The sequence below is a fragment of the Rhizobium aethiopicum genome (assembly GCF_900094625.1).
Classification (GTDB): Bacteria; Pseudomonadota; Alphaproteobacteria; order Rhizobiales; family Rhizobiaceae; genus Rhizobium; species Rhizobium aethiopicum.
Genome location: NZ_FMAJ01000014.1, coordinates 24,840 through 50,603 on the forward strand (window position 1 = coordinate 24,840; position 25,764 = coordinate 50,603).

Annotated in this window: 22 protein-coding genes and 1 pseudogene; 10 read left to right on the plus strand and 13 right to left on the minus strand. The window is 61.9% G+C overall.

Annotated elements, in window-relative coordinates; all coding sequences use genetic code 11:
• Nucleotides 1-12 precede the first annotated feature (12 nt).
• The 4 genes from ligD to GA0061105_RS24440 form a co-directional block, all read right to left on the minus strand.
• On the minus strand, nt 13-2,523 hold the full coding sequence (gene ligD, locus GA0061105_RS24425; RefSeq protein WP_092753463.1) for a DNA ligase D: 2,511 nt from the start codon (nt 2,521-2,523) through the stop codon (nt 13-15).
• 1 nt (nt 2,524) lies between these two features.
• Entirely contained in the window at nt 2,525-3,376 is an 852-nt protein-coding gene (gene ku, locus GA0061105_RS24430) for a non-homologous end joining protein Ku (protein ID WP_092753465.1), read from the minus strand.
• A gap of 18 nt (nt 3,377-3,394) precedes the next feature.
• Complete coding sequence (locus GA0061105_RS24435) at nt 3,395-3,625, minus strand: DUF2188 domain-containing protein (RefSeq protein ID WP_092753576.1); 231 nt, start codon at nt 3,623-3,625, stop codon at nt 3,395-3,397.
• A gap of 75 nt (nt 3,626-3,700) precedes the next feature.
• Complete coding sequence (locus tag GA0061105_RS24440; RefSeq protein WP_092753467.1) at nt 3,701-3,961, minus strand: hypothetical protein; 261 nt, start codon at nt 3,959-3,961, stop codon at nt 3,701-3,703.
• Nucleotides 3,962-4,107: 146 nt separating this feature from the next.
• Here GA0061105_RS24440 and GA0061105_RS24445 point away from each other — a divergent pair, with 146 nt between their 5' ends.
• The 3 genes and pseudogenes from GA0061105_RS24445 to GA0061105_RS24455 all read left to right on the plus strand — a co-directional run bounded on the left by GA0061105_RS24445 (nt 4,108) and on the right by GA0061105_RS24455 (nt 7,089).
• On the plus strand, nt 4,108-4,542 hold the full coding sequence (locus tag GA0061105_RS24445) for an OsmC family protein (protein ID WP_092753469.1): 435 nt from the start codon (nt 4,108-4,110) through the stop codon (nt 4,540-4,542).
• 47 nt (nt 4,543-4,589) lie between these two features.
• Nucleotides 4,590-6,073, plus strand: a pseudogene (locus GA0061105_RS24450) (FAD/NAD(P)-binding protein).
• Nucleotides 6,074-6,183: 110 nt separating this feature from the next.
• On the plus strand, nt 6,184-7,089 hold the full coding sequence (locus GA0061105_RS24455) for a DMT family transporter (protein WP_092753471.1): 906 nt from the start codon (nt 6,184-6,186) through the stop codon (nt 7,087-7,089).
• On the opposite strand, the gene GA0061105_RS24460 is transcribed toward GA0061105_RS24455, so the two are convergent.
• From GA0061105_RS24460 to GA0061105_RS24475, 4 genes are read right to left on the minus strand one after another with little or no spacing between them, the layout of a single operon-like run.
• The gene (locus GA0061105_RS24460; protein ID WP_245304419.1) at nt 7,055-8,737 is read right to left on the minus strand and encodes a VOC family protein; all 1,683 of its coding nucleotides are present in this window, start codon (nt 8,735-8,737) and stop codon (nt 7,055-7,057) included. The genes GA0061105_RS24455 and GA0061105_RS24460 overlap by 35 nt on opposite strands.
• Before the next feature lie 21 nt (nt 8,738-8,758).
• On the minus strand, nt 8,759-10,354 hold the full coding sequence (locus GA0061105_RS24465) for a response regulator (protein ID WP_092753473.1): 1,596 nt from the start codon (nt 10,352-10,354) through the stop codon (nt 8,759-8,761).
• A gap of 4 nt (nt 10,355-10,358) precedes the next feature.
• Nucleotides 10,359-10,784 (minus strand): response regulator, encoded by a 426-nt coding sequence (locus tag GA0061105_RS24470; protein WP_064693792.1) that lies wholly within the window; start codon nt 10,782-10,784, stop codon nt 10,359-10,361.
• Nucleotides 10,771-12,915 carry a sensor histidine kinase gene (locus tag GA0061105_RS24475; protein WP_092753475.1) on the minus strand — a complete coding sequence of 715 codons (2,145 nt, stop codon included), beginning with the start codon at nt 12,913-12,915 and terminating at the stop codon, nt 10,771-10,773. Before GA0061105_RS24475 ends, GA0061105_RS24470 begins: the two co-directional genes overlap by 14 nt.
• 194 nt (nt 12,916-13,109) lie before the next feature.
• Here GA0061105_RS24475 and GA0061105_RS24480 point away from each other — a divergent pair, with 194 nt between their 5' ends.
• From GA0061105_RS24480 to GA0061105_RS24490, 3 genes are all read left to right on the plus strand, one after another.
• The gene (locus GA0061105_RS24480; RefSeq protein ID WP_064693794.1) at nt 13,110-13,487 is read left to right on the plus strand and encodes a response regulator; all 378 of its coding nucleotides are present in this window, start codon (nt 13,110-13,112) and stop codon (nt 13,485-13,487) included.
• Nucleotides 13,488-13,963: 476 nt separating this feature from the next.
• Nucleotides 13,964-14,668 (plus strand): helix-turn-helix transcriptional regulator, encoded by a 705-nt coding sequence (locus GA0061105_RS24485; RefSeq protein ID WP_064693795.1) that lies wholly within the window; start codon nt 13,964-13,966, stop codon nt 14,666-14,668.
• A 29-nt stretch (nt 14,669-14,697) separates the two neighbouring features.
• Complete coding sequence (locus GA0061105_RS24490; protein ID WP_064693796.1) at nt 14,698-15,135, plus strand: response regulator; 438 nt, start codon at nt 14,698-14,700, stop codon at nt 15,133-15,135.
• Nucleotides 15,136-15,226: 91 nt separating this feature from the next.
• On the opposite strand, the gene GA0061105_RS24495 is transcribed toward GA0061105_RS24490, so the two are convergent.
• The 4 genes from GA0061105_RS24495 to ybaL all read right to left on the minus strand — a co-directional run bounded on the left by GA0061105_RS24495 (nt 15,227) and on the right by ybaL (nt 21,004).
• Nucleotides 15,227-15,943 (minus strand): sensor histidine kinase, encoded by a 717-nt coding sequence (locus GA0061105_RS24495; RefSeq protein ID WP_092753582.1) that lies wholly within the window; start codon nt 15,941-15,943, stop codon nt 15,227-15,229.
• A gap of 172 nt (nt 15,944-16,115) precedes the next feature.
• Nucleotides 16,116-18,665: a protein translocase subunit SecD gene (gene secD, locus GA0061105_RS24500; protein WP_064693797.1), complete on the minus strand. Its 2,550-nt coding sequence runs from the start codon at nt 18,663-18,665 to the stop codon at nt 16,116-16,118.
• Nucleotides 18,666-18,748: 83 nt separating this feature from the next.
• Nucleotides 18,749-19,129 carry a hypothetical protein gene (locus tag GA0061105_RS24505; RefSeq protein ID WP_064693798.1) on the minus strand — a complete coding sequence of 127 codons (381 nt, stop codon included), beginning with the start codon at nt 19,127-19,129 and terminating at the stop codon, nt 18,749-18,751.
• A gap of 54 nt (nt 19,130-19,183) precedes the next feature.
• Nucleotides 19,184-21,004 carry a YbaL family putative K(+) efflux transporter gene (gene ybaL / locus GA0061105_RS24510; RefSeq protein WP_092753477.1) on the minus strand — a complete coding sequence of 607 codons (1,821 nt, stop codon included), beginning with the start codon at nt 21,002-21,004 and terminating at the stop codon, nt 19,184-19,186.
• Nucleotides 21,005-21,083: 79 nt separating this feature from the next.
• Between ybaL and GA0061105_RS24515 the strand changes: the two genes are divergently transcribed.
• Complete coding sequence (locus GA0061105_RS24515) at nt 21,084-21,344, plus strand: helix-turn-helix domain-containing protein (protein ID WP_092753479.1); 261 nt, start codon at nt 21,084-21,086, stop codon at nt 21,342-21,344.
• 7 nt (nt 21,345-21,351) lie between these two features.
• Here GA0061105_RS24515 and GA0061105_RS24520 read toward each other — a convergent pair whose 3' ends face one another.
• Nucleotides 21,352-22,773 carry an ArnT family glycosyltransferase gene (locus GA0061105_RS24520; RefSeq protein ID WP_092753481.1) on the minus strand — a complete coding sequence of 474 codons (1,422 nt, stop codon included), beginning with the start codon at nt 22,771-22,773 and terminating at the stop codon, nt 21,352-21,354.
• A gap of 627 nt (nt 22,774-23,400) precedes the next feature.
• Here GA0061105_RS24520 and GA0061105_RS24525 point away from each other — a divergent pair.
• From GA0061105_RS24525 to cheY1, 3 genes are all read left to right on the plus strand, one after another.
• Nucleotides 23,401-25,032 carry a globin-coupled sensor protein gene (locus GA0061105_RS24525; RefSeq protein WP_092753483.1) on the plus strand — a complete coding sequence of 544 codons (1,632 nt, stop codon included), beginning with the start codon at nt 23,401-23,403 and terminating at the stop codon, nt 25,030-25,032.
• A 63-nt stretch (nt 25,033-25,095) separates the two neighbouring features.
• Nucleotides 25,096-25,392, plus strand: a complete 297-nt coding sequence (locus GA0061105_RS24530; RefSeq protein ID WP_064693802.1) for an STAS domain-containing protein — start codon at nt 25,096-25,098, stop codon at nt 25,390-25,392.
• Nucleotides 25,389-25,754, plus strand: coding sequence for a chemotaxis response regulator CheY1 (gene cheY1 / locus GA0061105_RS24535; protein ID WP_003570362.1), 366 nt, complete (start codon nt 25,389-25,391; stop codon nt 25,752-25,754). The genes GA0061105_RS24530 and cheY1 overlap by 4 nt, the downstream gene beginning before the upstream one ends.
• Nucleotides 25,755-25,764 lie beyond the last annotated feature (10 nt).

Genomic DNA, 25,764 nt, shown 5'->3' on the forward strand with positions numbered 1-25,764 from the left:
GGAAGGTTTCGCCTACCGCTTCTTCTTTTCCAACGGTTTTGCCGCGGCGAAAAACCCGTCCCAAGGATCTCGCGGCAGCGCGTCGAGCCGGGTCGGCGTGTTGTCCACGGTGAAGTAGGCCGGTCCGACGTCGGGGGTCAGTTCGCTCCATTCCAACGGCATCGAAACCGCGGCGCCCGGCCGTGCTCGTGTTGAATAAGGCGCGACCGCCGTATTGCCGCGGCCGTTGCGGAGATAGTCGATGAAGATCCTCCCCTTGCGCTTGGCCTTCGTTGCCGTCGCCAGGTAGCGGTCGGGATGGTCGGCTGACATGCTGTCGGCGAGCCATTTGGCAAAAGCCTTCACCTCGACCCAGCCGGCCTTCGGCGTGAGCGGCGTCACCACATGCAGCCCCTTGCCGCCTGAGGTCTTGACGAAGGCGGCAAGACCCTCGGTCTCCAACCGCTCCTTCAATTCGCAAGCAGAGGCGATCACATCCTTCCATTCCACCTCGTCATCGGGATCGAGGTCCATCGTGATCATATCTGGTTTTTCCCAATCGTTGGTCGTCGTACCCCAGGGGTGGATTTCCAGCGCTGCCGATTGCACGAGCGCAACGATGCCGTCGAAATCGGTAATGCGCAGCAGCTTCTCTCCCTGCTTGTCCTTGGGATCGGTGATCTCCTCAATATGCGGATTCATACCCTTCCAGGCATGTTTCTGGAAAAACCGCTGCCGGCCATCGATCCCGGCCGGCAGGCGCAAGAGCGCCAGCGGCCGGTTGACGACATAGGGCGCCATGAAGCGCCAGACCTGGGCGTAATAATTCGCCAGGCCTTCCTTGGTAACGCCCACGTCCGGCCAATAGATGCGGTCGGGGTGGGTGAGCGTCACCGTCAATTTCGGCAGGAGAGGGGCCGTGGTCTTTTCCGTCTCGCGCGTCACGTCCTTGGCAGGCTTGTCTTCGCGCAGGCCGCGGAAGGCGGCGTGGCGCAGATTGCCGTCGGCAGACCAGGCGCGGAACTCGACCTCGCCGACCATCTGTGGCTTTACATAGATCAGCCCGCGCCGCTCTTCTGATGTGAGCTTGTCGTCGAAGGATTTCTCGTTCTGCGTCAGCCGCGACAGTTTCTCAAAGAGCATCTGCGCGGTTGCCGCCGTATATCCGGTGCCGACGCGTCCGACATGCTTGAGTTCGCCGTCCTGGTAATAGCCCATCGCCAGCGAGCCGATCGCATTCTTCATCGAGGTCGACGGCACGTAACCGCCGATGACGAATTCCTGCCGGTGCGAGCACTTCGATTTGATCCAGTCGCCTTTGCGTCCCGACGTGTATTTGCTGTCGCGCAATTTGGAAATCACCCCTTCGAGGCTGAGCCGGCAGGCATGGTCGAGCACCAGGCCGCCGCTTTCATTGAAATGCCCGCTGTAGCGCAGCTTGTCATTGTTGCCGGGCAGCAGGCTTTCGAGCAGTCGCTTGCGATCGACGAGTGCCACATTCACCAGATTATAGCCGTCGAGGTGAAGAAGATCGAAGGCATAGAAGACGAAGCGATCATCGCGGCCTTCGCTCAGATCCCGTTGCAGCGCTGAAAAATCCGAGGCGCCGATATCGCGCTCGACGACAATTTCGCCGTCGATCACCGCCGTTTGTACCGGAAGGCCGGCGAAGGCCTTGAGTATCTCCCTGCCGAATTTCTCCGTCCAGTCGAGTCCGCTACGGGTCAACATCCTGACCTCGCCGTTCTCGACCCTGACCTGTAGCCGGTAGCCGTCGAACTTGATTTCGTGGATCCAGCGATCGCCAGCCGGCGGCTTCGGCTTCAACCTGGCAAGCGCCGGTTCGATGAAATCGGGCATTGCACCCTTGCGCGCACCCTTCGGCCAGTCGCGTTCTTGTGGTGCCGGAGATTTGGCCTTTGACGCCGGTCTTTTGGCGGCAGCGGACATGGCGTCTTGTGCCTTGGAATCCCAGCTCGCGTCCGGATTTTCCGCCACCTCTTCGAGCCGGCGGCCGGTCTTGGCCGATTCCGGCCGCTCCTTGAGAATGTCCCCGTCGTGACGCGCCTCGGCGTCGTCTCCCTTGATCAGCAGCCAGTTCTCCCGCTTTTCCCCGGGCCGCCCATGCATTCGCACGAGATGCCAGCGGCCCTTCAGCTTCTCGCCGTCGAGCTCGAATTCCAAATGGCCCTCGCGATAGGCCTTTTGCGCATCGCCGAGCGGCATCCAGGTGCCGCGATCCCAGACGATGACAGTGCCGCCGCCATATTGTCCTTTTGGAATGATGCCTTCGAAATCGCCATAGGAAAGCGGGTGATCTTCGACGTGTACGGCAAGGCGCTTGTCCTCGGGGTTGAGGCTCGGCCCTTTCGTCACCGCCCAGCTCTTCAGAACCCCATCCATCTCGACGCGGAAATCATAGTGCAGTGTAGTTGCGTCATGCTTCTGGATGACGAAACCGTTGCCGCTGCTGCGGCCCAACCGGCCGCGTGGTTCCGGAGTGAGTTTGAAATTGCGCTTCGCTTCATAGGTCTCGAGGGCCATCTCAGCCTGCCTTCTTCCTTTGGCTGTCGCTGCGCGCCGACGCCTTTTTCTGTGCCGGCGCCTTCTTCGCCGCCTTGCCGCCCATCTTGGCGCTTTGGCGCAGCGCCTCCATCAGGTCGACGACCTTGCCTTCGGGCGTCGGTTTCTTCTTTGGCGGCGCTCGGCCGTCGATCTTTGCTTTCACCAGTTCGACGAGGGCCGCTTCGTAGCGGTCCTCGTAGGCGCTCGGATCGAAGCTGCCGCGCTTGGTTTCGATGATGTGACCGGCGAGCTCGAGCATTTCCTTGTCGAACTTGATGTGGGGAATGTCTTTGAAGACCGCGTTGGCCGAGCGCACCTCGTAGTCGAAGTTCAGCATGGTCGCGATGATGTAGCCGTCATGGGGCCGGATCAGCAGCGTGCGGTTGCGCCGGAAAAGGACGGCTTCCGCAAGCGCCGCGACCTTGCCGTCTCGCATGCTGCGGACGAGCAGCGACAGCGCCTCTTCATCATGATCGTTGACGGGTGCGAGGTAATAGGGGCGGTCGAAATAGAGCTTGTCGATATCGTCATAGGCAATGAAAGCTTTGACGTTGAGCACCTTGTCGCTTTCCGGCAGGATCTCGGCAATCTCGTCGCCTTCGACGACGATGTAGTCGCCATTCTCCATCTGGTAACCCTTGACCTGATCGTCCCGCTCGACCGGCTTGCCGGTTTCGCTGTCGACGAACTGCCGTTCCACCCGGTGGCCGGTCCTGCGGTTGACGATGTTGAAAGAAACGCGGTCGGAGGAGGAGATGGCGGTATAAAGCCCGACGGCGCAAGCAAGGTCGCCTACCTTCAGATGACCTTTCCAGCTTGCCCGCGCGGCCATTCCATCCTCCGTGACAAATCAGAGCCGACTGCTGCTCTTGTCGGTTTCGAGTTCCTGGAAGGCCCAGCCGCCGTCGGGTGAAGGATAAGCGAGTAAGGCGTCGCCATCGCCGATTTTCTGGCGCGACGCAGCATCCTTGGCGCGGAGGATCGCTTCCTCAGCCGTCGCATAGGTTTCCGACAGCGTGTCGCCGAGCTTGTATGCCCAGCCATTGTCATGCGGCACAACCTGATAGGTGATATCGGCCATTTCGGATCTCCTCTTGTGAGTTCGATAGCGGAGCATGATGCGGCCGACACCGGTGCGCGGTTTCGGCATCACGCTCTAGTTCCGATTTGGTTTGCGCCTTCCGTCGAGCGCGATGATTTTTTCGAGCGAGGCGATGTCCTCGCTGGTAACGACGGGAACCGGATCGGCGGCAATCGCCTCCAGCACCTCCTGCGAAATGGCGCCGTTGCGGATCGCCCATTCCAGTGTCTCGCGCGTTTCCCGCTCGGCCCTGAGCTGTGCATAGAGAGCGACGATCAGCCGGTCACGGGCGTCCATCCGCCGGTCCTGACGATCCATGTTGCGGACATGCGCCATCGCGATGCACCTTTGTCACTGATTTCGTTCAGGTGTAATCAACCGATGACGGATGGAAAGGTTCCGTTACCGGCCGTCGGCGGCGCCGTTGCGGGCCGAAGCGCAACTCGCTATCTCTGCGAGCCCGTTGTCAGAGGATTTTTGTCATGGCTGATCTCAAGGCTCGCCCCCGTCCGACAGGCGCCAACGCCACTCTCGGCCGCACCGGCTACCCGCATGTCACGTCCACCACCAAGGGTGAGATCGATATCGTCACCGCGCCGTCGCAGCCAGGCTTCAGCCCGCTCGATCTGCTCTATGCCTCGCTCGCGGCCTGCCTCGTGCTCAGCGCCCGCATTGCAGCGAGCCAGATGGGCGTTCTCGACAGGATCGGTGAGATCACTGCCGACGTCACCGGCGAGAAGGCGGCGGAAGGGCTGTCACGCGTCGCAAAATTCAACATCGTCTTCTCGATCAAGGGCGATATTGACGAGGAGACCCGCCGCAAGATCGTCGTTGCCGCCGAAGATGAGATCTGCACGGTCAGCAACACCATTCGCGGCACTCCCGAGTTCTCGACAACGATATCGGAACAAAGCTGATCTTCACCAATATTATAGACAATTGCCGCCGGAGGATTGCGTGAGCAATGTCCGGCTTCTATGCTCGGGCATCGAAGCAACGGTCTCGGCTATCATGCAGTCCAAACTTCTGCCGACGTCCGAACAGCCCGTCGTCGCCATCATCGGCGGTGGCGTCTCCGGCGCGGGCGTGGCCTATCATCTCGCCCGGGCAAATGGCGGCGACGCTCCGCTTATTGTGGTCTTCGAGCCGCGGGCGGAGCTCGGCCGCGGTCTTGCCTATGACACGGACGATCCGGCCCACCGCATCAATGTTCCCGCCGCCAAGATGAGCCTGCAGCCAGACGACCAGGGCGAGTTCCAGGCCTGGATCGAGGCCCGCGATGCTGTCGCGTGCGACCCGCAGGCACGACGGCCCGATGGCCTGCTTTTTCCGCGGCGCCGGCTCTTCGGCGATTATGTCGCCTCCCTTCTGAAGCCGCTGTTGGAGGACGGCAGCGTGCGTCATTGCCGCGCCGCCGTGACCCATGTCGAGCGCCGGGACGGCCGCTGGTCGATCCGCGACGACAAAGGCGACGTGATGCAGGCCGATATCGTCGCGATCGCCACCAGCCACCCGCCGCCGGCGGCCCCCGGCCGGCTTGCGACCAGGCTCGCCGGCCATCCCCGTTTCGTCGCCGACACCACGAAGCCAGGCGCGCTCGAGGTGATCCGCCCCCAGGACCGGGTGCTGGTCATCGGCAACGGCTTGACCGCCGCCGATGTCATTGCCTCGCTTGCTGAACGCGGGCATCACGGTCCGGTAACGGCGATCTCGCGCCGCGGCCTGCGCTCGCGCGGACATGCGCCGGTGCCGCAACCGTTGTTCGGCGATTTCCTCTCCGATGCGGCTCGTTCCGCCGTTTCACTGCTGGCAGGAATCCGCGCGGCCATACACGCTGCGGAGGCGCAGGGCATAAGCTGGCATGGCGTGATCGATCAGGTGCGGGCGCAGGGACACGATCTCTGGCAGGCGCTGCCGGTTGCCGAACGGTGCCGTCTCGTCCGCCATCTGCGTCCCTATTGGGATGTGCATCGTTTCCGCATCGCGCCGCAGGTGGAAGCCGTGCTCGACGAGGCGATTGCTGCCGGTCGCCTGGAAATCCTCGCCGGTTCGGTCGCCGAGGCGCGCATTGAAGGCGAGCTAGTTGTTTGCAGCCTGCAGCCGCGCTATCGGCGCCAGTCATTGCAGCAGAGCTATGACGCCGTCGTCGTCACCACCGGCCCGGCGCATGGCGGCATTCTCGAAACCCAGCCCTGGCTCGCGGCGCTTGCTGCGAGCGGTTATCTGTCGCTTGATCTCACAGGCCTCGGCCTCGCCTGCACCGAGCATTCGGAGGCGATCGGCGCGTCGAGAAAGGCAGAGCCTTCGCTATTGATCTCCGGTCCGCTGGCGCGCGGCACCTTCGGCGAACTGATGGGACTGCCGCAGGTGACCGAGCATGCCTTTTTCGTCGCGACCGAAATCGCCGCAAAGCTGCGGCTGGCCAGGGCAAACACGCAGCGGGGCTGATTTTCCGTTCCGGTGTCGCTATTCGACTGTCGCCGGCGGTCGGCTTCTGCTACGCACTCGGCATTCAATCGCCCGCTGCCGGTGTTCGGGCAATCAGAAATATCGAGATCATGTCGCAGACTGCTTCCAGCCTCTCCGAAGCCTCGCCTTCCAATCGTCTCGCCCTTGCCGCTCTCGTTCTCGGCGGAGCGGCGATCGGCGGCTCGCCGATCTTCGTCCGGCTGTCCGAGGCCGGGCCGATGGCCACTGCCTTCTGGCGCGTGGCGCTGGCGCTGATCCCGATCTTCATCGTCTCGTTTGTGAAGAAGGATGCGGGGCCGAAGCCGCAAAGCCTTTCCGATTATAGCCTGCTGGCTCTTCCGGGCCTGATGCTGGCGCTCGACCTCGCCGCCTGGCATCTTTCGCTCACCATGACCTCGGTCGCCAACGCGACGCTGCTTGCAAACCTCGCGCCTGTGTTCGTCACGCTGATCGCCGTCCTGTTTTTCAGGGCGAGAACCAGCGGCGTTTTTCTGTTGGGGCTGGTCCTGGCGCTGGCGGGCGTGGTTATCCTGAAGGGCGGACCGGCAGGACTCGGCCACGGGGATTTAGGCGGCGACGGTACCGCGATGATCGCCGCCTTCTTCTATGCCTGCTATATCCTGGCGATCGGCAGGTTGCGCAGCCGGTTCGATACGATCCGCATCATGCTGTGGAGCACGGCATCGGCTGCCGTCTGCATCTTTCCGATTGCCTTCTTCTTCGAAGGCCGGATGCTGCCGGCGACCCTCTACGGCTGGTCGATCCTTTTCGGCCTCGCCTTTGTCAGCCATGCGGGCGGGCAGGTGGCGATCACCTATGCGCTGGCCTATCTGCCGCCGGCCTTTTCATCGCTGACGCTGCTGCTGCAGCCGGTCGTCGCCGCAATCCTCGCCTGGGCGCTGCTCGATGAGGCGATCGGCACGATGCAGGCGCTGGGCGCCGCCGTGGTGCTCGCCGGCATCATGGTTGCCCGAACGGCTCGCTCGGCGGCTTGACCGCTTGCTGCTCCAGCGGCGGTACATCATCGCCCATACTCTGGAGCAGCCACTTCTGGATGATCGGCACATCGGCATCGCCCAGATCGTGGCCGCCGGGGATGACGTCGGAATCGACGGTGGCCCCCGAACTTTTCAGCCTTTCCTCCAGCTCGCTCGCATATTTGCCATAAGCATCCGTCTTGCCGCTGATGACGAGCAGGTCCGTGCCCTTCAGATCGGCATGCGGATATTCGCTGAGGACCGGCATCGAGCGCAGCAGCACGGCCTTGTGAACAAGGTTCGGGTGCAGATAGAGCAGCGAGTTCAAGAGGTTGGCGCCGTTAGAATAGCCGACATAGACGACCTTCTTGGGGTCGAGGCCGTAGGACGTAACGGCGCCTTCGATGAAGGCTGCAAAGGCTTCGGCCTCGGTCTTGATGTCGTCCTGGTCGAAGGAGAAGGGGGTAATGCGCTTGTACCAGCGCGGAAAACCTTCTTCCGTCGCACGTCCCCGCACGCCCATCAGCGTTGCGCGCGGTGCCGCCTTGTTAAGAAGCGGCATCAGCGTCGTCTCGTTGCCGCCCGAGCCGTGGAGCAGCACGAAGACACTGCCGTCGGGATTGGGCGGCGTGTAGAAGCGATGGACAAACGGCAGCTCGCGGTAATTGATGCGCGGCTCCCCGGGCATCGAAAATTGCGGCAGGACCGTCTTCAGGTCGTCGAGATTGGTGATCGCCTCGGGGGGCGCGAACAGCTTGCTGCCAAGGGCGGCATGCTCTTCGTCAACAGTCATGCCGGGCTTGTCGGTTGCAAGCTCGACCAGCGTGCCGCCTGGCTCTCGGGCATAGAGCGAGCGGAAATACTTGCGGTCGTGCATGCTGGTCGGCGATGCGTCGGTCTTCTCCAGCGCCTTGGATGCCGAACGCAGCGCGTCCTCATCGGGTGCCCGGAAGGCGACATGATCGACGGTACCGGTTCCCGGCGCGCCGGACCAGAAGCCGCGCGCATCGCGTACGTCGATGACGTCGCCCGATTGCGAAACCAGCCTGTCGATCGTGCCGCGGTTGGCCTGGAAGCGGTAGCCGAAATGGCGCTCCAGGAAGCTGCGGCTCTCGGCCGGCTTTTCCGTCAGCATGGTTGCGCCGCGCACGCGCTGGATGGCATGTTCGACCGGGATCGAGGCGCCGTCCCAGACGGTTGCCGTTGTAAGGTCCTTCGCCCCGGCGAGCTTGAGAATGATATTGTCGGGGTCTTTCAGCCTGAGAACAGGCTCCCCGAATTCATCGGCCGGTCCCTCGGAACGCAGCCCGAAGCTCATGGCGCGCGTCAGCCAGTAGCCGATGCTCCCCGGGTCGATCGCCAGTGAAATTTCGCTGACCTGGCCGTAACCCGCCCGGCCGGGGGCGCCGTCCTCCCAGACGAGGAAGCTGACGAGCGAACCTGGCGTACCTGCCGAATCGCCGTAGAAGAGATGGAGTTGTGTCGCATCCTCGTAGCCGGCCGTCTGCTTGACGAGCCGCATGCCGAGAAAGCCGGCGTAAAAGTCCACGTTTGCCTGCACCTTCCGGGTGATGGCCGTAACGTGATGAATGCCTGATACCATCGAGAGCAGTCCTGATTGAAGCGGCGTCGTCAGGAGCGCGAGTATGAGAGCTGCGAAAGTCATACCGTTGCCAATGACCACCGCTTAGTTTTGTTCCGCACAAAGCGCAAGCGAATCGCCGCGCCGCAACAATTCCAAATGATCGACATCCTCGAGCGCCTCTTCCAGTTGCTGCAGGGTCGGCGGCTTCACCATATAGGCGCGCGCCCCGAGATTTCTGGCCCGCTGCATGTCGGTCTCGTCGCTTGAGGTGCTGAGAATGCAGACGGGAATCCGTTTCAGACGAGCATCGGCCGAAAGCGCGTTCAGCACCTCGAAGCCGTCCATGATCGGCATGTTGATATCGAGCAGCATCAGATCGATCTGCGGCACGTCGGTTATGCCGGCGCGCTCTTCGAGCAGCCGCATCGCCTCGCGTCCGTTGGTGGCAACATGCAGGTTGAAAGTAACCTTCTCCCGCCGCATCAGCTTGATCTTCAGGATCTGGATGTCGGCGGGGCTGTCTTCGACCAGCAGCACTTCCGCAAGCCGGCCGGAGCCTTCGCCCGGCTGCTCCGCCGGCTTCACGCTGGGCGCAACGGCTGATGCGGTGGGCGGCGCGGGCCGCGCCTCGGCGAGTGGGATTTCGACGATGAAGGTGGCGCCGGGGCCTTTGTCCGGTTCGCACCAGATCGCGCCGCCATGCAGCTGCGCGATGCGGCGGCAGATGGCAAGGCCCAGCCCGGTGCCCTCGATGCCGCGGCCGACGAGCCGTTTGAACGGCTGGAAGATCAACTCGCGGTGCTGGGGATTGATGCCCGGCCCGTTGTCACGCACCGTCAGGCGACAGCTGTCCCCCCGTGCTTCGCCGGAGATTGTGATCTCCGGAACCTTTTGATCGCAATAGCGGATGGCATTCGACACCAGGTTCTGCAGAAGCTGGGTCAGCAGCGTCGCATCGCCCATCACCTCCGGCAGCGGTCCCCGGATGATGACGGCTCCGCGGCTGTCCGTCTGCTGGCGCAGATTGTCCTCCACCTGGCCGAGCACATCAGACAGCGAAACCGGCGTCAGCTCCGGCCCACCGTAGGCTTCGAGCTTGGTGAAGTTCGAGACCTTGACGATCAGATCTTCCATATGGTCGGCGGCGCTCAGCACATAGTCGAGCAACTCGCGGTCCTCGGCCGGAAGCAAGGCGGAACCGTGCAGGATCCGGCTGAAGGATTTGATCGTCCGCAACGGCTCTTTGAGGTCATGCGCCATGGCGCGTGTGAAAATTTCGAGCGATTGCCGCTTTTGCTCCAGCTGCGCTTCCAGCATACCGTGCATGATTGCGTTCTGGATGCAGCGATGCAGCGTTTCGGGTGAAAGCGAATCCTTGGTGAGATAATCGCGCGCGCCGCTTTTCATCACCTCGACGGCGACGGTTTCGTTGCCCTGGCCGGTCAGCATGATGACGTTGGCGACGGGATCGTCCTCCAATATGTCGGCAAGGACGCCGAGCCCGTCGCGCCCCGGCAGCGAATAGTCGAGCAGGATGCAGTTCGGCCGTTTCCGGCTGTTCAACGTACGGCCCTCTTCGCCGGTCTCCGCTTCGAGGACGGTATAGGCGGTGCTTGAGACGCGGCCCAATATACGGCGATAGACCTCCCGGTCGTCGATGTTGTCGTCGATGATGAGAATGCAGCAGTCTTCCGCCAAACCGTCAGTCCTCGAGCGGCAGGATTGCGATTTCGAACCAGTATTCCTTCAGCCGCTGGATGGCCGCGAAGAGGCCGTCGAGATCGACCGGTTTCTGCACATAGGTGTTGGCGCCGAGTGCGTAGCAGCCTTCGATGTCGCGTTCATCGTCCGATGTCGTCAGGATCACCACCGGGATCTTGCGCCAGCCGTCGTTCGACTTGATCGCCTCCAGCGTCTTACGGCCGTCGAGGCCGGGCATGTTGAGATCGAGCAGGATCAGCCCTGGCTTCGGCACCATCGCGCCGAGCATGTCGAGCGCTTCCTGACCCGAGGCCGCCCAGCGGATCGAGTTGCGCAGATTGGTGCGTTTGAAGGCGCGCATCGTCGCTTCGAAGTCGTCTTCGCTGTCTTCGACGATCAGGATCGGTTGCGTGTCACGCTGCTGCATTCTGGCCCTCGCGCTTCTTTCCCAAGGTGAAATAGAATGTGGTGCCGACGCCAACTTCGGATTCCAGCCAGATATCGCCGTTGTGCCGCGCGATGATCTTGCGGACGAAGGTGAGGCCTGCTCCCGTCCCGTCGTCGGAATCCTGCGACTTTTCGAGCCGTTTGAAAATGCGGAAAATATCCTCATGGAATTCCTGGGGTATACCCTTGCCGTTATCCCTAACGAAAAACACGTTGCGGGCAACCGTGCCGTCCTTGCCGACGAACCGGTCGAGATAGCCGATCGTGATCAGCGGCGTCGGCTTGTCGTTGTATTTGATCGCATTGGTGATGAGATTGCGGAACACTTCGGTTAGCCGCGGCGCGTCGCAGATCACCTCCGGCAGACGGCCGTCGGTGACGACCTTGGCGTGCCGCTCTTCCAGGAGAAGCTCCATCGTCGCGACCACGTCCTTGACGATCAGGCCGATATCGGTGCGTCTGACGGCCAGCTGCTGTCGCCCAAGCCGGGAGAAGTAGAGCAGGTCGTTGACGAGCTTCTCCATGCGCTGGCTGAGACGCACGAGCCGGTTCAGCCGGCGCACGCCGTCGACGTCGAGCTTGTCCTCATAGTCCTCGAGGAGGAAGCGGGAGTGGTTGTGCAGGCCGCGCAGCGGCTCCTTCAGATCATGCGAGGCAATATAGGCGAACTCGTCGAGGTCGTGGTTGCTGCGCTCGAGCTCGGCCGTATAGGCCTCGAGCTGAGCAAGCGTCGTCTTCATCCGTTCTTCCTGCCGCGCGCGCTCGCTGATGTCTCGCACGATGCCGACGAAGGTCTTGATCTCGCCGCTGACGACAACGCTGATGGACACCTCGATCGGGAAGACGATGCCGTTCTTGCGCCGCCCGGAAACCATGCGCGTGGTGCCGATGATGCGCTCCTCGCCGGTCTGCCTGTAGTGGGAGAGATAGCCGTCATGTTCGGAGTGATAGGGCTCAGGCATCAGCATCTTGATGTTCCGGCCGATCGTTTCCTGCGGGGAATAGCCGAACATGCTTTCGGCGGCCGGATTGAAACTCCTGATCGTCCCACGCTCGTCGATGACGATGACGGCATCGGGCGTGCTGCGCACCAGCGCGCCGAAGCGGATGCGTTCGGCCTCCAGATTTTGGTTGTTGCGCAGGAAATAGTAGACGAGGATCGCAATCAGCCAGAGCGTGGCGGCCGTGATGGCGCGATTGGCGATCTCCTGCCAGAATGCCGTCTCGTCGTGCCTGATTGCGAAGAAGCCGAGCATGAGGAGCACGGTGCAGGCAAAGGCGAAGAAGAGCGGCGCGTTCCTGTTGCCGAACCAGAGGGCCGTCAGCACCAGCGGCACGTAAAGAATGCCGTTCGCGAGGCCGAGCGGTGTATAGAGATCGACGAGAAGGCCGGTGAAGCAGACCGCCGCCGGAATCCAGAGCGGAATCTGCGCCCGGTTTGCCGGCTGCATCCACCAGGAGCGGGCCAGCAGGCCAGAGCCGAAGAGCACCATGCCGAACGCCGTGTGCAACGCCATCGCCGCATAGCTCCCCCAGCGGTAGCCCTGTTCGGCATCGGTGAGATAACCGGCGAGCGCGATCATCCCAAGCGTGATGACGACATAGCTCGTCAGCTCCTGCGCCACCTGATTTCCAGACTTCTCGACATGGAGCGAGAGAAGCAGCGAAAGATTGGCGATCAGAAAGATCAGCGCGGTATTGGGCCCCATGCCGCCGCCGATCTCGGCGATGAAATTGCGCGGAATCACCAAGCCGCTGATCAAGTGGTCGACATTATGGACGGCGCGGCCGACTGTTGCGATTTCCACGAGCCGGGCGGCCGCGATCGCCGTTGCACATGTGATCATGATCGTTGCGGCTATTCGAAAGCGACGGGCGGTCAGCGTCGAGGCGGCGAGCCCAAGGCCGGAAAGCACGAAGCAGAGCGCCGTGTTGAAGGCCATCGACGGAAAGCCGGGGATGAGCGAAATGACAATCTTGATCTGCAGCCACCAGCCGGCAAGGGCGCTCATTCCGAGAAGGAACATCAGGCAGCCGACCGCTATTGCGAAGGCCCGATAGCGCCATCGCCTCCGCTGGTCCTGCAGGTCCACGCTGCCCTTATCCTGCACGCGAGTATCCTCTCTCGGTTCGCGCGGCCATTTTTTCCGAAATCGGGGAATACTCAATAGGCAGGAGAGGACGCCGCCGCGCTTTTTGCGAAATGATTTTTCGGTCGGACAGGTCGAATTTTCGCGAAATCGCGATATCGTGACGGTGAAGGTCAACGAGGTTCATTCGAACAATACCCAAATCACGGTGCCGGATGCCTACCATAGTTTACGTCGACGACAGCAGGGACGACCTCTTCTATCTCGACTATATCCGCAAGAAGCAGCATATAGACGTCGATCTATTCTGTTTTTCGACGGCCGAGACAGCGCTGGAGGCGCTGAAGCAGCGCGTGGCGGAAGGCTGGGCTCCGCCGGAGCTGCTGGTCGCCGATCTCTACATGCCCCTAGACAGCGGCATCGGCCTGGTAAGCAGCCTGCGCGGGGACGATCGTTTCAGAACAATGCGTCTCGCCATCTGCAGCGGATCGGACGCCGATGAGGATCGAGCGCGCGCGTTTGAAGCCGGTGCCGATTTTTACCTCGAGAAGCCGCTTGACCTCGCCGCGATCGTTCTCAATCTGGAAGTGTAGGAAACGGCGAAAACCGTATGGTGCTTTTCCTGGCTTTCGTCCTGGCGATATGACAAGCCGCGATTGACAAGGCCGAGTGTGCATCTCAAGATGCAACCGAAACGAAGAGGACGGAACGTAAAATAAGCGCTGAGAGAACCGAATGACCCGCGTTCGCCGCCACGAACTTCAGCCAACCCCTTAGCTGATAGGCCTATCGGCTCTCTCGCGCTTACGTCTGGCACTGCCTTCTCGCATTCATGGATGTTGAACGCGGAAGATTTACGATACCCAGGTAAGAACTACTGCCCCTCAGTATATCTGCCCGTGCATCACCTGTAGTTGAGATAATTGATGATATCCGCCTTGTGTACCGAAAGTCCCCGTTTCGATATCTCTCATCAATCGTCTCGCAATTTTTGTAGCTCTTCGCGTTTAAGACGTATATCCCAAGATTTCGGGATCGGGGGCTTGGCGGGAGGAGAGGAAGAGTGGGAATGAGCAATGCCGCGGCAACTCCTTTTCATGCCGGACCGGAGCTTAGCCGGGCGATCAACCGCACCGATTTTTTCCGTCTGCTGAAAGCGGCGGCGCAGCATTACCGCTTCGAAAATTTCGCGCTTGCCCGCATTTCCGAGGCTTCAGCTCCTTTCGGTGAACGCGATATCGTCATCACCAATGTCGCCGAGCGACGTCTCGGCCTTTTTGTTGCGACGTTGAAGGAGGCGCTTGGAACCGTCCGGGCAAAGAGCGCTCAATTTCTGGCAACGCCCGTCCACGGCAGGAGCGCGCAGCCGGAAACCTATCCCTCCGAGCTGCTCTTCAACGAGTTCCGCAGCGCCGTCTTCCTCTTCATTCCGCTGTTCACGCCGGAAGGGCGGCGATATTGTCTCGTGTTCGGCGGCGAGCGTGAAGAGCCGGCTCAGGGTGAGATCGCCGATATGCTTCTCGATGCCATGCGCATTTTCGACAAGCTCTACGAGGAGATCCTGACGCAGGAAACATCCGGACGTTTGACCCAGCGCGAATCGGAAATCGTCAAATGGACAAGCGAAGGCAAGACCTCGGCGGAAATCGCCATCATTCTCGGTCTGTCCGAACATACGGTCAATTCGCATATCACTGCTGCCGCGCGTAAGCTCGACGCCGTGAACCGCGTCCACATGGTGGCGATCGCCTTGAGGAACGGGTTGGTTTCGTGAACACTGGCATCGGGACTGGGGAAAATGAAATGATCACCGAAACGGTCCGACAGAATGCCGTAAAGGTTCTCTTTGTCGACGACGAATTCATCGAATTCCGCGCCCTCAAAAAGAAGATAGCCGATCTGTCCGAGCCGCCTGTCGAAGTCGAATATTCGCCGTCGATCGGAGACGCGCTGAAGAAGATCGGCGCGGCCCGCTTCGATCTCATCCTGCTCGACAACCGTCTTCTGCCCAATGCCGATTTCCGCGAGACGGTGCCGGAGCTGCGCGGCATCGGCTATACCGGCCCGATCGGCGTCGTTTCGACCGACATATCGGGCGGCTATTTTCAGGAATTCCCGGATTACGGGGTCGACTTCCGCATCGGCAAGGACGAAATCGACGTTCAGACGCTGCAGCACATCATCCGCGAATATGTGCACTACGATGTCCCGGATTTCTGGAAGGACGATTACAGCATTTGAGCCGCAGAACTGCACGGCGGTTTGTGGTAACGAATTGCGGAAAAGCAGGACTTAAAGACGTCCAGCGAATCTGAAAAATTGCAACGCGCTGTCAGCCGGCGGGAAGGCGGATGAGGAAGCGGCTGCCGCTTTCGTCGGCATGCTCGAGACCTATACTCCCGCCAAGCGCCTTCAGAAGTTCCTGCGCCGTCGTCAGGCCGAGACCGGCGCCGGGGACTGCCCCCGCCTTCGGCAATTTCCAGAACGGCTCGAAGATCCGCTCTCGATAAGCGGGGTCGATGCCTATCCCGTTGTCGGAAATCCGGATGAACCAGTTCGCCCCTTCTTGTTCCGCCGTCATGGCCACATGCGGCGGTGACGAGCTCCGATAGGTGAGGGCATTGGACATCAGCTGCCGCAGCACCAGGCCGAACAATGCGGGGTCGGTGCGGATGGAAGGGAGCCCTCGCTTGGCGAGTGTCGCCTCGAGAGCCCCGGTCTCCTCAATGAGCTCCATCCAGATTTTTTCGGTCAGGGCCGTCAGGTCGACCTCTTCAGGCGTTACCTGCGGCGCTCCACCGGCAAGGCTCATCAGTGCCTTGGTGAGGCGCTGCGCGGCTTGCGCCTTTTCCATGATCATCTTGAGGCTCTGAAGCTGTTCGCCGTCGAGCGTCTCCTCGAGATCGTCGAGCAGCAGCTCGGCATACATGGCGATATGGCGCAGCGGCGATTGCAAGTCGTGCGAGGCGGTTGCGAGAAAGCGCTTGATGCGCTCCTCGTTGTCGCCGGCAATGCTGGTCTCAAGCGGTTTCGTCGGGTTGGGTGACATCTGGCGGTTTCCCGATCTCTGCTGCGGCGTCATGGGCCTTCCTCAGCCGCGCGACGGACGCTGTAATACCTTGAAATGCTGCATAATTTCATCCTGGCAATAGGCAACATAAAAACAGGGCGCCGGCTCTGCAACCGGCGCCCTCTTCAAGGATGCGTTAACAACCCGTTTTTTAGGTCGCTGACTTGCGCGGTCGGCCCTCTTCCGGCGGGATGATTTCGGCTGCAGCATCGGTTGCCGGTACCGCCTTGGCATGGCGGCGGCGCCAGTCGCCGAGGAAGAGCAGGATGGGTGCGGCGATGAAGATCGACGAGGCGCCGGCCACCAGAATGCCGAAGACCATCGGGATCGCGAAGCTCGAGACCGCGCTGCCGCCCCAGATCGCCATCGGCACCAGGGCGAGGAAGGCGGTCGCATTGGTGTAAAGGCTTCGCGCCAGGGTCTCGTTGATCGACTTGTCGATGATCTCGCGCAGCGGCATCGACTTGTAGAGCCGCATGTTTTCGCGCATGCGGTCATAGACGACGACCTTGTCGTTCACCGAGTAACCGACGAGCGTCAGGATGGCGGCGATGGCCGTGAGGTTGAAGTCGAGGCCGGTGATCGCGAAGAAGCCGATCGCCTTGGTGACGTCGAGCACCAGCGTAACGATGGCGCCGACGGCAAACGGCCATTCGAAACGCGCCCAGATATAAAGGAGCATCGCAAAGCTGGCGATCACCACCGATAGGATACCGGCCGAGGCAAGCTCGCCGCTGACCTTCGGACCGATGACGTCGGTACCTTCGACGGTGGCGTTCGGATCGATCCTGGCGACCTCGGCCTTCAGCTTGGTCACCGCCGCAGTCTGCGCCTCTTCGCCGCCTTCCTGCCGCTGAGCCCGAACGAGAATGCTGTTGTTGTCGCCGAAGGTCTGCAGCGTGATCTCGCCGAGGCCGAGACTATCGAGGCCCTCGCGGAACTTGGCAAGATCGGCGGCTTCTTTCGTCTTGACCGACATCTGAATGCCGCCGCGGAAGTCGACGCCATAGTTGAGGCCTGGGTAGATGAAAAGCACGACGGAGGCGATCGACAGCAGCGCCGAAACGGTGACGCCGAAGAAGCGCGCCTTCATGAACTGGATGTGCTTGTCGTAAGGGCTGAACGGGATCAGCGGCCGGATGTTCAGCACCTTGAACTTGCGGCGGCGGGTAATCTCGATCATCGCGACGCGAACGAACGCGACAGAGGTGAACATCGAGATGATCAGGCCGAGCGCCATGGTCACCGCGAAGCCGCGAACCGGGCCGGAGCCAAACCAGAACAGGATGGCCGCAGCGATGAGCGCCGTCATGTTGCCGTCGATAATGGTCGAATAGGCACGATTGAAGCCGGTATCGATGGCGGCAAAGGCGCCCTTGCCCTTGCGGGTCTCTTCACGAATACGCTCATTGATGAGGACGTTCGCGTCGACCGCGAGGCCGATGCCGAGAACGACGCCGGCAATGCCCGGCAGCGTCAGCGTCGCGCCGACCAGCGTCAGCGCCGAGAGGGTCAGGATCGTGTGGATCAGCAGCGCCACATTCGCCAGGATGCCCCAGGTGCCGTAGAGAACGAAGATGAAAGCTGCAACAAGGGCGAAACCGACGATGCCGGAATAAATGCCCATCTTGATGGCATCAGCGCCGAGATCGGCGCCGACCGTGCGCTCCTCGATCACCGTCAGTTTGGCGGGCAGGGCGCCGGCGCGCAGCATGGCAGCAAGCGTCGTTGCGCTGTCAGCCGAGAAATTGCCGGAGATCTGGCCGGAACCGCCGGTGATCGGCTCGCGGATGACGGGGGCGCTCAGCACCTTGTTGTCGAGCACAATGGCAAAGGGACTGCCGACATTCTGACGGGTGATTTCGGCAAAGCGGGTGGCGCCGGCGCTGTCGAAGCGGAAGCTGACAATAGGTTCGCGCGTGTTGGGATCGAAGCTGACGCGGGCATCCGAAAGGCGGTCGCCTGATATTTCGACACGATCGAGAACCGGAAAGGAGTTGCCTTCGTCGTCCTTGAGCATGGTGACGCCGGGGCCAGGCTGGTTGTTCGGCGCCAGCATATGGAACGACATCTTTGCCGTGGAGCCCAGAAGTTCGCGCAGGCGCGACGGATCCTGCGCGCCCGGAAGCTGGACGAGCACGCGATTGGCGCCGATGCGCTGAATGGTCGGCTCGGAGACGCCGACCTGGTCGACGCGCTGGCGGATGACTTCAAGGCTCTGCTGGACCGCGTTGTCGACATTGGCGGAGATGCCGGCCGACGAGAAGCCGACGGTGATGGTCGCTCCGTTCGCCGTGACGTCGAGATCCGCCTGGCCGGCGCTGAGGCCGGTGCTGATCGGATTGGCGAGCGTCCTCAGTTCGGTGACGGCCGCATCGCTCTGCGAGGCGTCGGCGAGCGTCACGACGATCTGGTTCTGGCTGCGCACGACGGCCTTCGGCTGGATGCCCTTTTCGCGCAGGACGCGGCGAGCGTCCTGAAGCAGCGATTGCAGTCGCTCCTTGGTCAGATCCGCCTCGTCGACTTCTAGAACGAGGTGCGAGCCGCCGCGAAGGTCGAGGCCGAGCGACACCTGCTCATGCGGCAGCCATGTCGGGAGGCGCTGCAGGGTGGACTGCGGCAGGGCGTTCGGCAGGGCGATCAATAGGCCGATCACGATGATCACCGTATAGGTGAGCACCAGCCATGGTGAAGTACGCATGTTGTATTCCTTGATATCGAGGGCCGGCGCCCGGGCGCTGGCGGCATGTCGTCAATGGTCGGAAGCGCCGCTCGGCGCAGGCCTCAGGCGACGATCGGCGGTGCGCGCGCCTGTTGGGTCCTGGAAACTGCTGGATGAAATGGAGGTGCAAATGCCGCAAGAGGAGCCCTGATGTCCCAGCCGGTAAAGCCGACAGCAGGGGCGGCGGCAACGGCAGGCGGTCCCGCGTCATAGGCGATTTGTTTCGGCGCAAGCTTGCGCTCGGCGGCGAGCACACCGCGAACGGCGTCGCGCGCGCTCAGCTGCTGCGGCTGCGGATCACGGCCGGAAGAGGAAAGCGTGTTGACGGCAGTGGCCGGCGAGATGATGAGGTTGCCGCCGAAAAGCAGGCCGATATAGGCAAGGATGGCGAAGAGAAGGGAAGTGGCGATACGGCTCGTCAGACGGTGCTGGTCCAGCTCCATCTCCCCCGTTCCGGCGATGTCACTCCCGTATCGGCTCAAAAGCGCGCCAATCTCTCATTCTCTTTCCGGCGAAGCAGTGCCCGTCGGGATGATTGTAGCAGGCTCCTGCCTGTCTTCATAGGAAACACTCTCATGATGCACTTGAGCGAGCCGGTCAACCATGCCCAGTGCGATTTCACGTTCGCCCATGATGACGGTGTCGGCGCCGTATTGCTTCAATTCGTCGACCTCGGCGTCGGAATGGGCGCGGGCGACGATGAGGATGGATGGATTGACGCTGCGCGCCTGCTCGGCGATGCGGCAGGCCTCGAAGGCGTTCGGAATGGCGATGGCGAGGCTGCGCGCAGTCGAGAGATTGGCGAGATCGAGCGTCTCCCGCGCCACCGCATTGCCCATAAAGGCTTCGACCCCCTGCGCTTTCAATTCGCCGATGCGCTTGTCGGAATCCTCGATGACAAGGAAGGGCGTGCCTGACGATTTGAGGTTCTGTCCGACGATCCTGCCGACCCGGCCGTAACCGATGAGGATGGCGTGGCCGGTAAGGGCGGTCGGATGCACGTCGTCGTCCTCAGGCGCCGCCTGTTCCTGAGCGGTGCCCGCATCCGCGGCGGAAGCGGGGTCGGCCGCAGTTTCCTCGCGCCTCGGCCCTTCGAGAAGAGGCCGCATGCGGTCGCAGAGGAAGAATAGCAGCGGATTGAGGACGATCGAAATGATGGCGCCGGCAAGAACGAGATCCCGGCCTTCCTGCGGCAGCAGCCCGAGCTCGACGCCGAGGGCGGCGAGGATGAAGGAGAATTCGCCGATCTGACCGAGGCTTGCCGAAATGGTCAGCGCCGTGCCGAGCGGCTTCTTGAAGGCGAGCACGAGCAGAAAGGCGGCGACGGATTTGCCGATAACGATGATGAAGACGGTGGCGAGGATCGGCAGCGGCCTGTCGATCAGGATGTTCGGGTCGAACAGCATGCCGACCGACACGAAGAAGAGCACGGCAAAGGCGTCGCGCAGCGGCAGGCTTTCCTGGGCGGCGCGGTGGCTGAGCTCGCTTTCGGCCAGCACCATGCCGGCAAAGAAAGCGCCGAGCGCCAGCGACACCCCGAAGAGTTTCGCCGCGCCGAAGGCAACTCCGAGAGCGATGGCGAGCACGCCGAGGCGGAAGAGCTCGCGCGAGCCGGCATGGGCGATGCGGTGCATCGTCCAGGGAATGAGTTTGCGGCCGAAGACCAGCATCAGCGCCACGAACAGCGCTACCTTGACCAAGGTCATGGCGATGATGGCGCCGATGCCGAGATCGAGACCGAACAGGTGGTTCAGACCCGCCGATAGCGGCTCGACGGGAGCGTGGCCGCCGCCGCCGATACTGGCTGCGGCTGGGATCAGCACCAGCGCCAGCACCATGGTGAGATCTTCGACGATCAGCCAGCCGACGGCTATCCTGCCTCGCTCCGTCTCCACCAACCGGCGCTCCTGCAACGCCTTCAGCAGCACGACGGTGGAGGCGACCGAAAGCGCCAGGCCGAAGACCAGGCTGCCGCCGGTCGGCCAGCCCATGACGGCGCCGAGCCCCCAGCCGAGCAGTGTCGCGAAGGCGATCTGCGCGATCGCGCCGGGCAGCGCGATGCCGCGTACCGACAGCAGGTCTTTCAGCGAAAAATGCAGCCCGACGCCGAACATCAGCAGGATGACGCCGATTTCGGCAAGCTCCGGCGCAAGGCTCTGATCCGCCACATAGCCCGGCGTGTGCGGCCCGACGAGAACCCCGGCGATCAGGTAGCCGACGAGCGGCGGCATGCGCAACCGATGCGCAAAAGCGCCGAAGATGAAAGCCAGCACGAGGCCGCCGACGATTGTCGAAATCAAGGGCGTATCGTGCGGCATTGATATCTCCCGATCTGGAAATCCCGTTAGTATTATGACATAAGTGGTCTATATCGACCAATATGGGTAATTTGAAATTATGGGTCAAGGCGCCAGGGAAACAATTCTAAGCCCCGCACTCTGCAGGGCCGCACGCGGTCTGCTCGACTGGACCCAGGCCGACCTTGCCGAGAAGGCGGCTGTCTCGCGCAGCACCATCCGCGATTACGAGGGACACCACCACGACATCCATCGTGCAACGGAGGCGCAGCTGCGCCTTGCGTTCGAGGAAGGCGGCGTCAGGTTCGTGGCGATAGAAGGTGCGGGCACCGGTCTCTGCCTGCCCAATCGAGCCGGCTGAGGCCGGCTCAGGGCGCCAGGCAGGTCGCGGACACTTTGTAAATATAAAGCGTTTCGCCCTCGTAGTAGCCGTCCGCCGGCTGCCAGTTCTTGAGCACTTCGGGCGTTTCGCTGGCACAGGTAAGTGGCCCGTCGGTCAGGAAAAGCACCTTGCCGGTAATGTCGGCGGGCAGGGCGAATTCCTGCTCATAATAACTCTCCGGAAGGCCAGCGGGCGCCCGCGCGTAGATCCTGTAGGATGTATCGCGCAGCGTATAGAAAAGATCGGCGACCATATCGCGGTTGTCGGTGACGATGATGTCGGTGCCGGCCTGACCTGTCAGCGCGGCTGCCTCGCGGCTAACTTCGGCGCGGCCGAGATAGCGCTTCATCAATTCGTCGCCGTTCGGCAGCAGCAACTGATGCGGAAAGATCGTCGCCAGCGGAAAGAGCAGGCTTGCAATGCCGTTGATGGTGAGCGACAGCCTCAGCCCCTTCGGCCACAGCCGGCAAAGCAGCCAGACGGCAAGCACGGTGCCGGCAACATAGGCGGTGACGGCCCAGTTGGCGTAGGCCTTGGCGACCGTTGCCTGCAGGGTAATCAGCACCACCACCGGCATCGACAGCCAGACCAGCATCTTCTCCCGGTCGTCGCTCCTGCCCTTGATCATGCGATAGACTGCCCAGAGCATGGCAAAAAATACGATCGGCCCGACGACGCCGAACTGGGCGGCGAAGAATTCCAGCCCGCGGCGAAGATTGATGCCGAGGTCGCTCCAATGGGCAATATCCTGCGTATGGCGTACCGTCGTATTGTTATGCTGTAGGTTCCACCAGAGGTTCGGCAGGGCGACGACCGCAGCAACCGCGACCGCGACGATGAAATCTCGAATGGCGATGCGCGTCGACGGAATGAGGAGGAGAGCGATCGCGCCGCCCGGTACGACGAACAACACGGCATATTTCGTCAGGAAGGCGAGACCGACCCCGAGGCCCATCACGAGCGCCAGTCCGACCGAGCGCCGCTGCGTCAGGCCGAAATAGGCGAGCAGAGCGATGGCGATGAAGAACAGCAGGATGACGTCGGTCGAGAAGAACACTGAGGAAAGCGCCACGCCGGGCAGCGTAATGTAGGTGGCGCCGGTCCAGCCCTCGATCTCAGGCCCGACGAAACGCTTCGCCACCTTCATCAGCACCAGTGCGGCGGCCATATGGATCAGCGGCCCGGAGAGCCTGATGAAATAGATGGCATCCGAGCCGGAAAGCTCTGTCATCGCCCGGATCACCCAGGCGATCATCGGCGGCTTGGAATAATAGCCGAGATCGAGATTCTGCGACCAGAACCAGTATTGTGCCTCATCGACGAAAAGGTCCGTCGCATCGAAATGAAGCGAGACGACGCGCCAGAGCGTGAAGCCAAGGACGATGAGGAGACCAGATCTGGGAGACATGAACCAAGTGTTCCGCTGACATGAAAGGCGCGAGTGCGATTACACCAAAGGCGCCGGACTGCCAACGGGAAAGGGCGAAGAACGCTTTAGAACACCCGAAGCGCGCGGATGTCGCGATGGGCGGCGAGGAAATCGAGGCGGGCAACGGCGGCAAGTATGCCCATTGCGATCATGCAGGAACCCAATCCGAGAACAATCATTGCTCTGTCCTTGTCGACGTCATGTCTTGGCTGTCGAGCGGCATATAACACGGAGCTTGCGTGTGCCTTGTAGCAGCCGTGCAACTCCGTAGAAGTATTTCCTGCGAACTGCCCTGAATTGCTCCAAAAGCCTGCTCCTGGAAAGGCTTATTAACCTTCGGGCAAGGAATTAACCATAAACATTGGGTTACACGTCGGAATGGGAAGATGTGCTCGTTCCCAGCAGGCATGACGCCGTACCGCCGTACCGGGTCGATCCGGTATCCATCTCTTCATACAGCTTCGAAACATAGCTGATCAGGGGCTTTTACCTGCCGGTCGTCGCCGGTGGTGAAGACCGGCTCCGCGCTTGCGTTCATCGAATGCTGCAAATTTTTGCCGGGCATTCGCCTGGAATGTGGGTCGGGGACAGGCTTTGAGGCAGGACATGCCATCAGATCAGGCTCGTGGAGCGCAGGCAGGCAGCTTGCGCGATCGCTTGCGTTTTGCCGGTCTCGATGCCGATCAATGCGAACTGGTGCGCCGCAACCGGCCGGCCCTCGAAGCACATTTGAAGGCAGGGCTGCGCGATCTCTTCCACAGATTCCAGTCCTTTCCCGACGCCGCGCGTAATTTCGACAGCGAGCGCCAGGTTGATCGCCTGCATGATCTGCAGTCCTCGCATTGGGATGTGCTGACGGATGCGCGCTTCGACAGCCTCTATGCCGAGCGCGTCAAGGTTCTCTCCGATACCGAAAGCAAGATGGGCCTCGACCCGCGCTGGCACGTCGCCGGCCACGGCGTCATGCTCGAGCATGTCGTATCGGGCCTCGCCGAAGAGATCGCCGGTCGCCCCCTGCTGCCCTCGGCCAAGCGCCGCACGCGTGAAATTTCCGATCTGATGACGGCGATCATCCGCATCGTCATGGTCGATGTGGAAATCGCCGTCTCGCTCCGCTTCAATGCGCTGCGGGCCGCCCAGAGCCGCGCGCTTGCCGACGAGCGCGCCGGAAGTGAAGCTGAGATCGCCAGGATCTTCGACGATGTCATCGCGGGTCTCGCGGCCCGCGACCTGACACGGCGCGCGCCTGTCGACGCCGACGGCGCCTATGCCGGGATTGCCGCAGCGCTGAACGGCGCCCTGGATGGCCTCCAGGCCGAATTCGCCGCCATTACCGAACGCACCGAAAAGGCCGAAGCGGCGACCGCTTCGCTTGCCGGCCAGTCGCGGCAGTTCGCCGGCAAGGCGTCCGGCCAGGCCGACCGCTTGCAGCTTTCCGCCGCTACCCTTGCCGGCATCGCCGGCAGCGTGCGCGACGGCGCGGCCGACAGCCGCGCCGCCGAACAGGCGGCCGCCTCGACGCGCGCCGCGGTCGAGGAAAGCGGCGAGGTCGTCGGCCGCGCGATCAGCGCCATGGCCGATATCGAGCAGTCGGCCGAAAAGATCGGCCAGATCATCGGCGCCATCGACGAGATCGCCTTCCAGACCAATCTTCTGGCGCTGAATGCCGGCATCGAGGCGGCACGCGCCGGTGATTCCGGCCGCGGTTTTGCCGTCGTCGCCCAGGAAGTCCGCGCCCTTGCGCAGCGCTCGGCCGAAGCCGCTCGCGAGATCAAGACGCTGGTGACGACGACCAAGACGCAGGTCGATGCCGGCGTGCAGATGGTCGGCCGCACACAGGATTCGATCGCCAGCATCGTGCGCCAGGTCACCGACATCAACGCCGCCATATCAGGCATCGCCACGAGGACCGGCGAACATGCCGCAAGCCTCGATGGCGTGGCTGCCGACGTCAAGGGCCTTGGTGCGGAGGTGGCGAGCAGCGCCGGCTTTGTGGAGCGCTCCGCCGAAGGCGCCGATCATCTTCACACTGTCATCGTCGAACTCGGCCAGACGATTCGCGAATTCCGCATTGCCCGCGAAAAGGCGCATCCAGCGCCTTCGGCGCCGGCTCGCGTGACGCCGCCGCGCGCGGTCGAAATCGCCGCCCGGCCGGTATTGGCCGCGGAATACGAAAACGACGATTTTGGCCTTCCTCGGTCCGTGACGGGCACCGGAGGTGGGCGGAATGTTTACTAACCTATCGGATTATCGCCTCAGCTCGTCTTTCGGGGCCGGGGAAAAGGGAACAAGGAAAAGCTGATGGTGGCAAAGAAGAGTGGCAAGACGCTGAATTTGACAGCGGTGCTCGACCTCAATGAGGCTTCCGCCTTGCGCGACAAACTCCTCTCCTTCAGGGGTAGCGGTCTTTCGATCGACGCCTCCGACGTCGAACGTATCGGCGCTCTTTGTGCCCAGGTTCTGATGTCCGCCGAGAAGACCTGGGAGCAGGACAAGCAGCCCTTCACCTTTTCAAAGGTTTCCGATGCATTTCACAAAACCATGCAGCTGGTTGGCGTCGATATAGACCACCTGCTTGCCAAGGAGATTCGGCAATGAAGAAAAAAGTACTTACCGTGGATGATTCCCGCACCATCCGAAACATGCTGCTCGTGACGCTGAACAATGCCGGTTTCGAGACGATCCAGGCGGAAGACGGCGTCGAAGGCCTCGAAGTTCTCGAAGAATCCAATCCTGACGTCATCGTGACCGACATCAACATGCCGCGCCTCGACGGTTTCGGCTTTATTGAAGGTGTCCGCCGCAACGAGAAATATCGGGCGATCCCGATCCTGGTCCTGACCACCGAAAGCGACGCGGAAAAGAAGAACCGCGCCCGCCAGGCCGGTGCCACGGGCTGGATCGTCAAGCCTTTCGACCCGGCCAAGCTGATCGATGCCATTGAGCGTGTAACCGCTTAAACCCAGGATT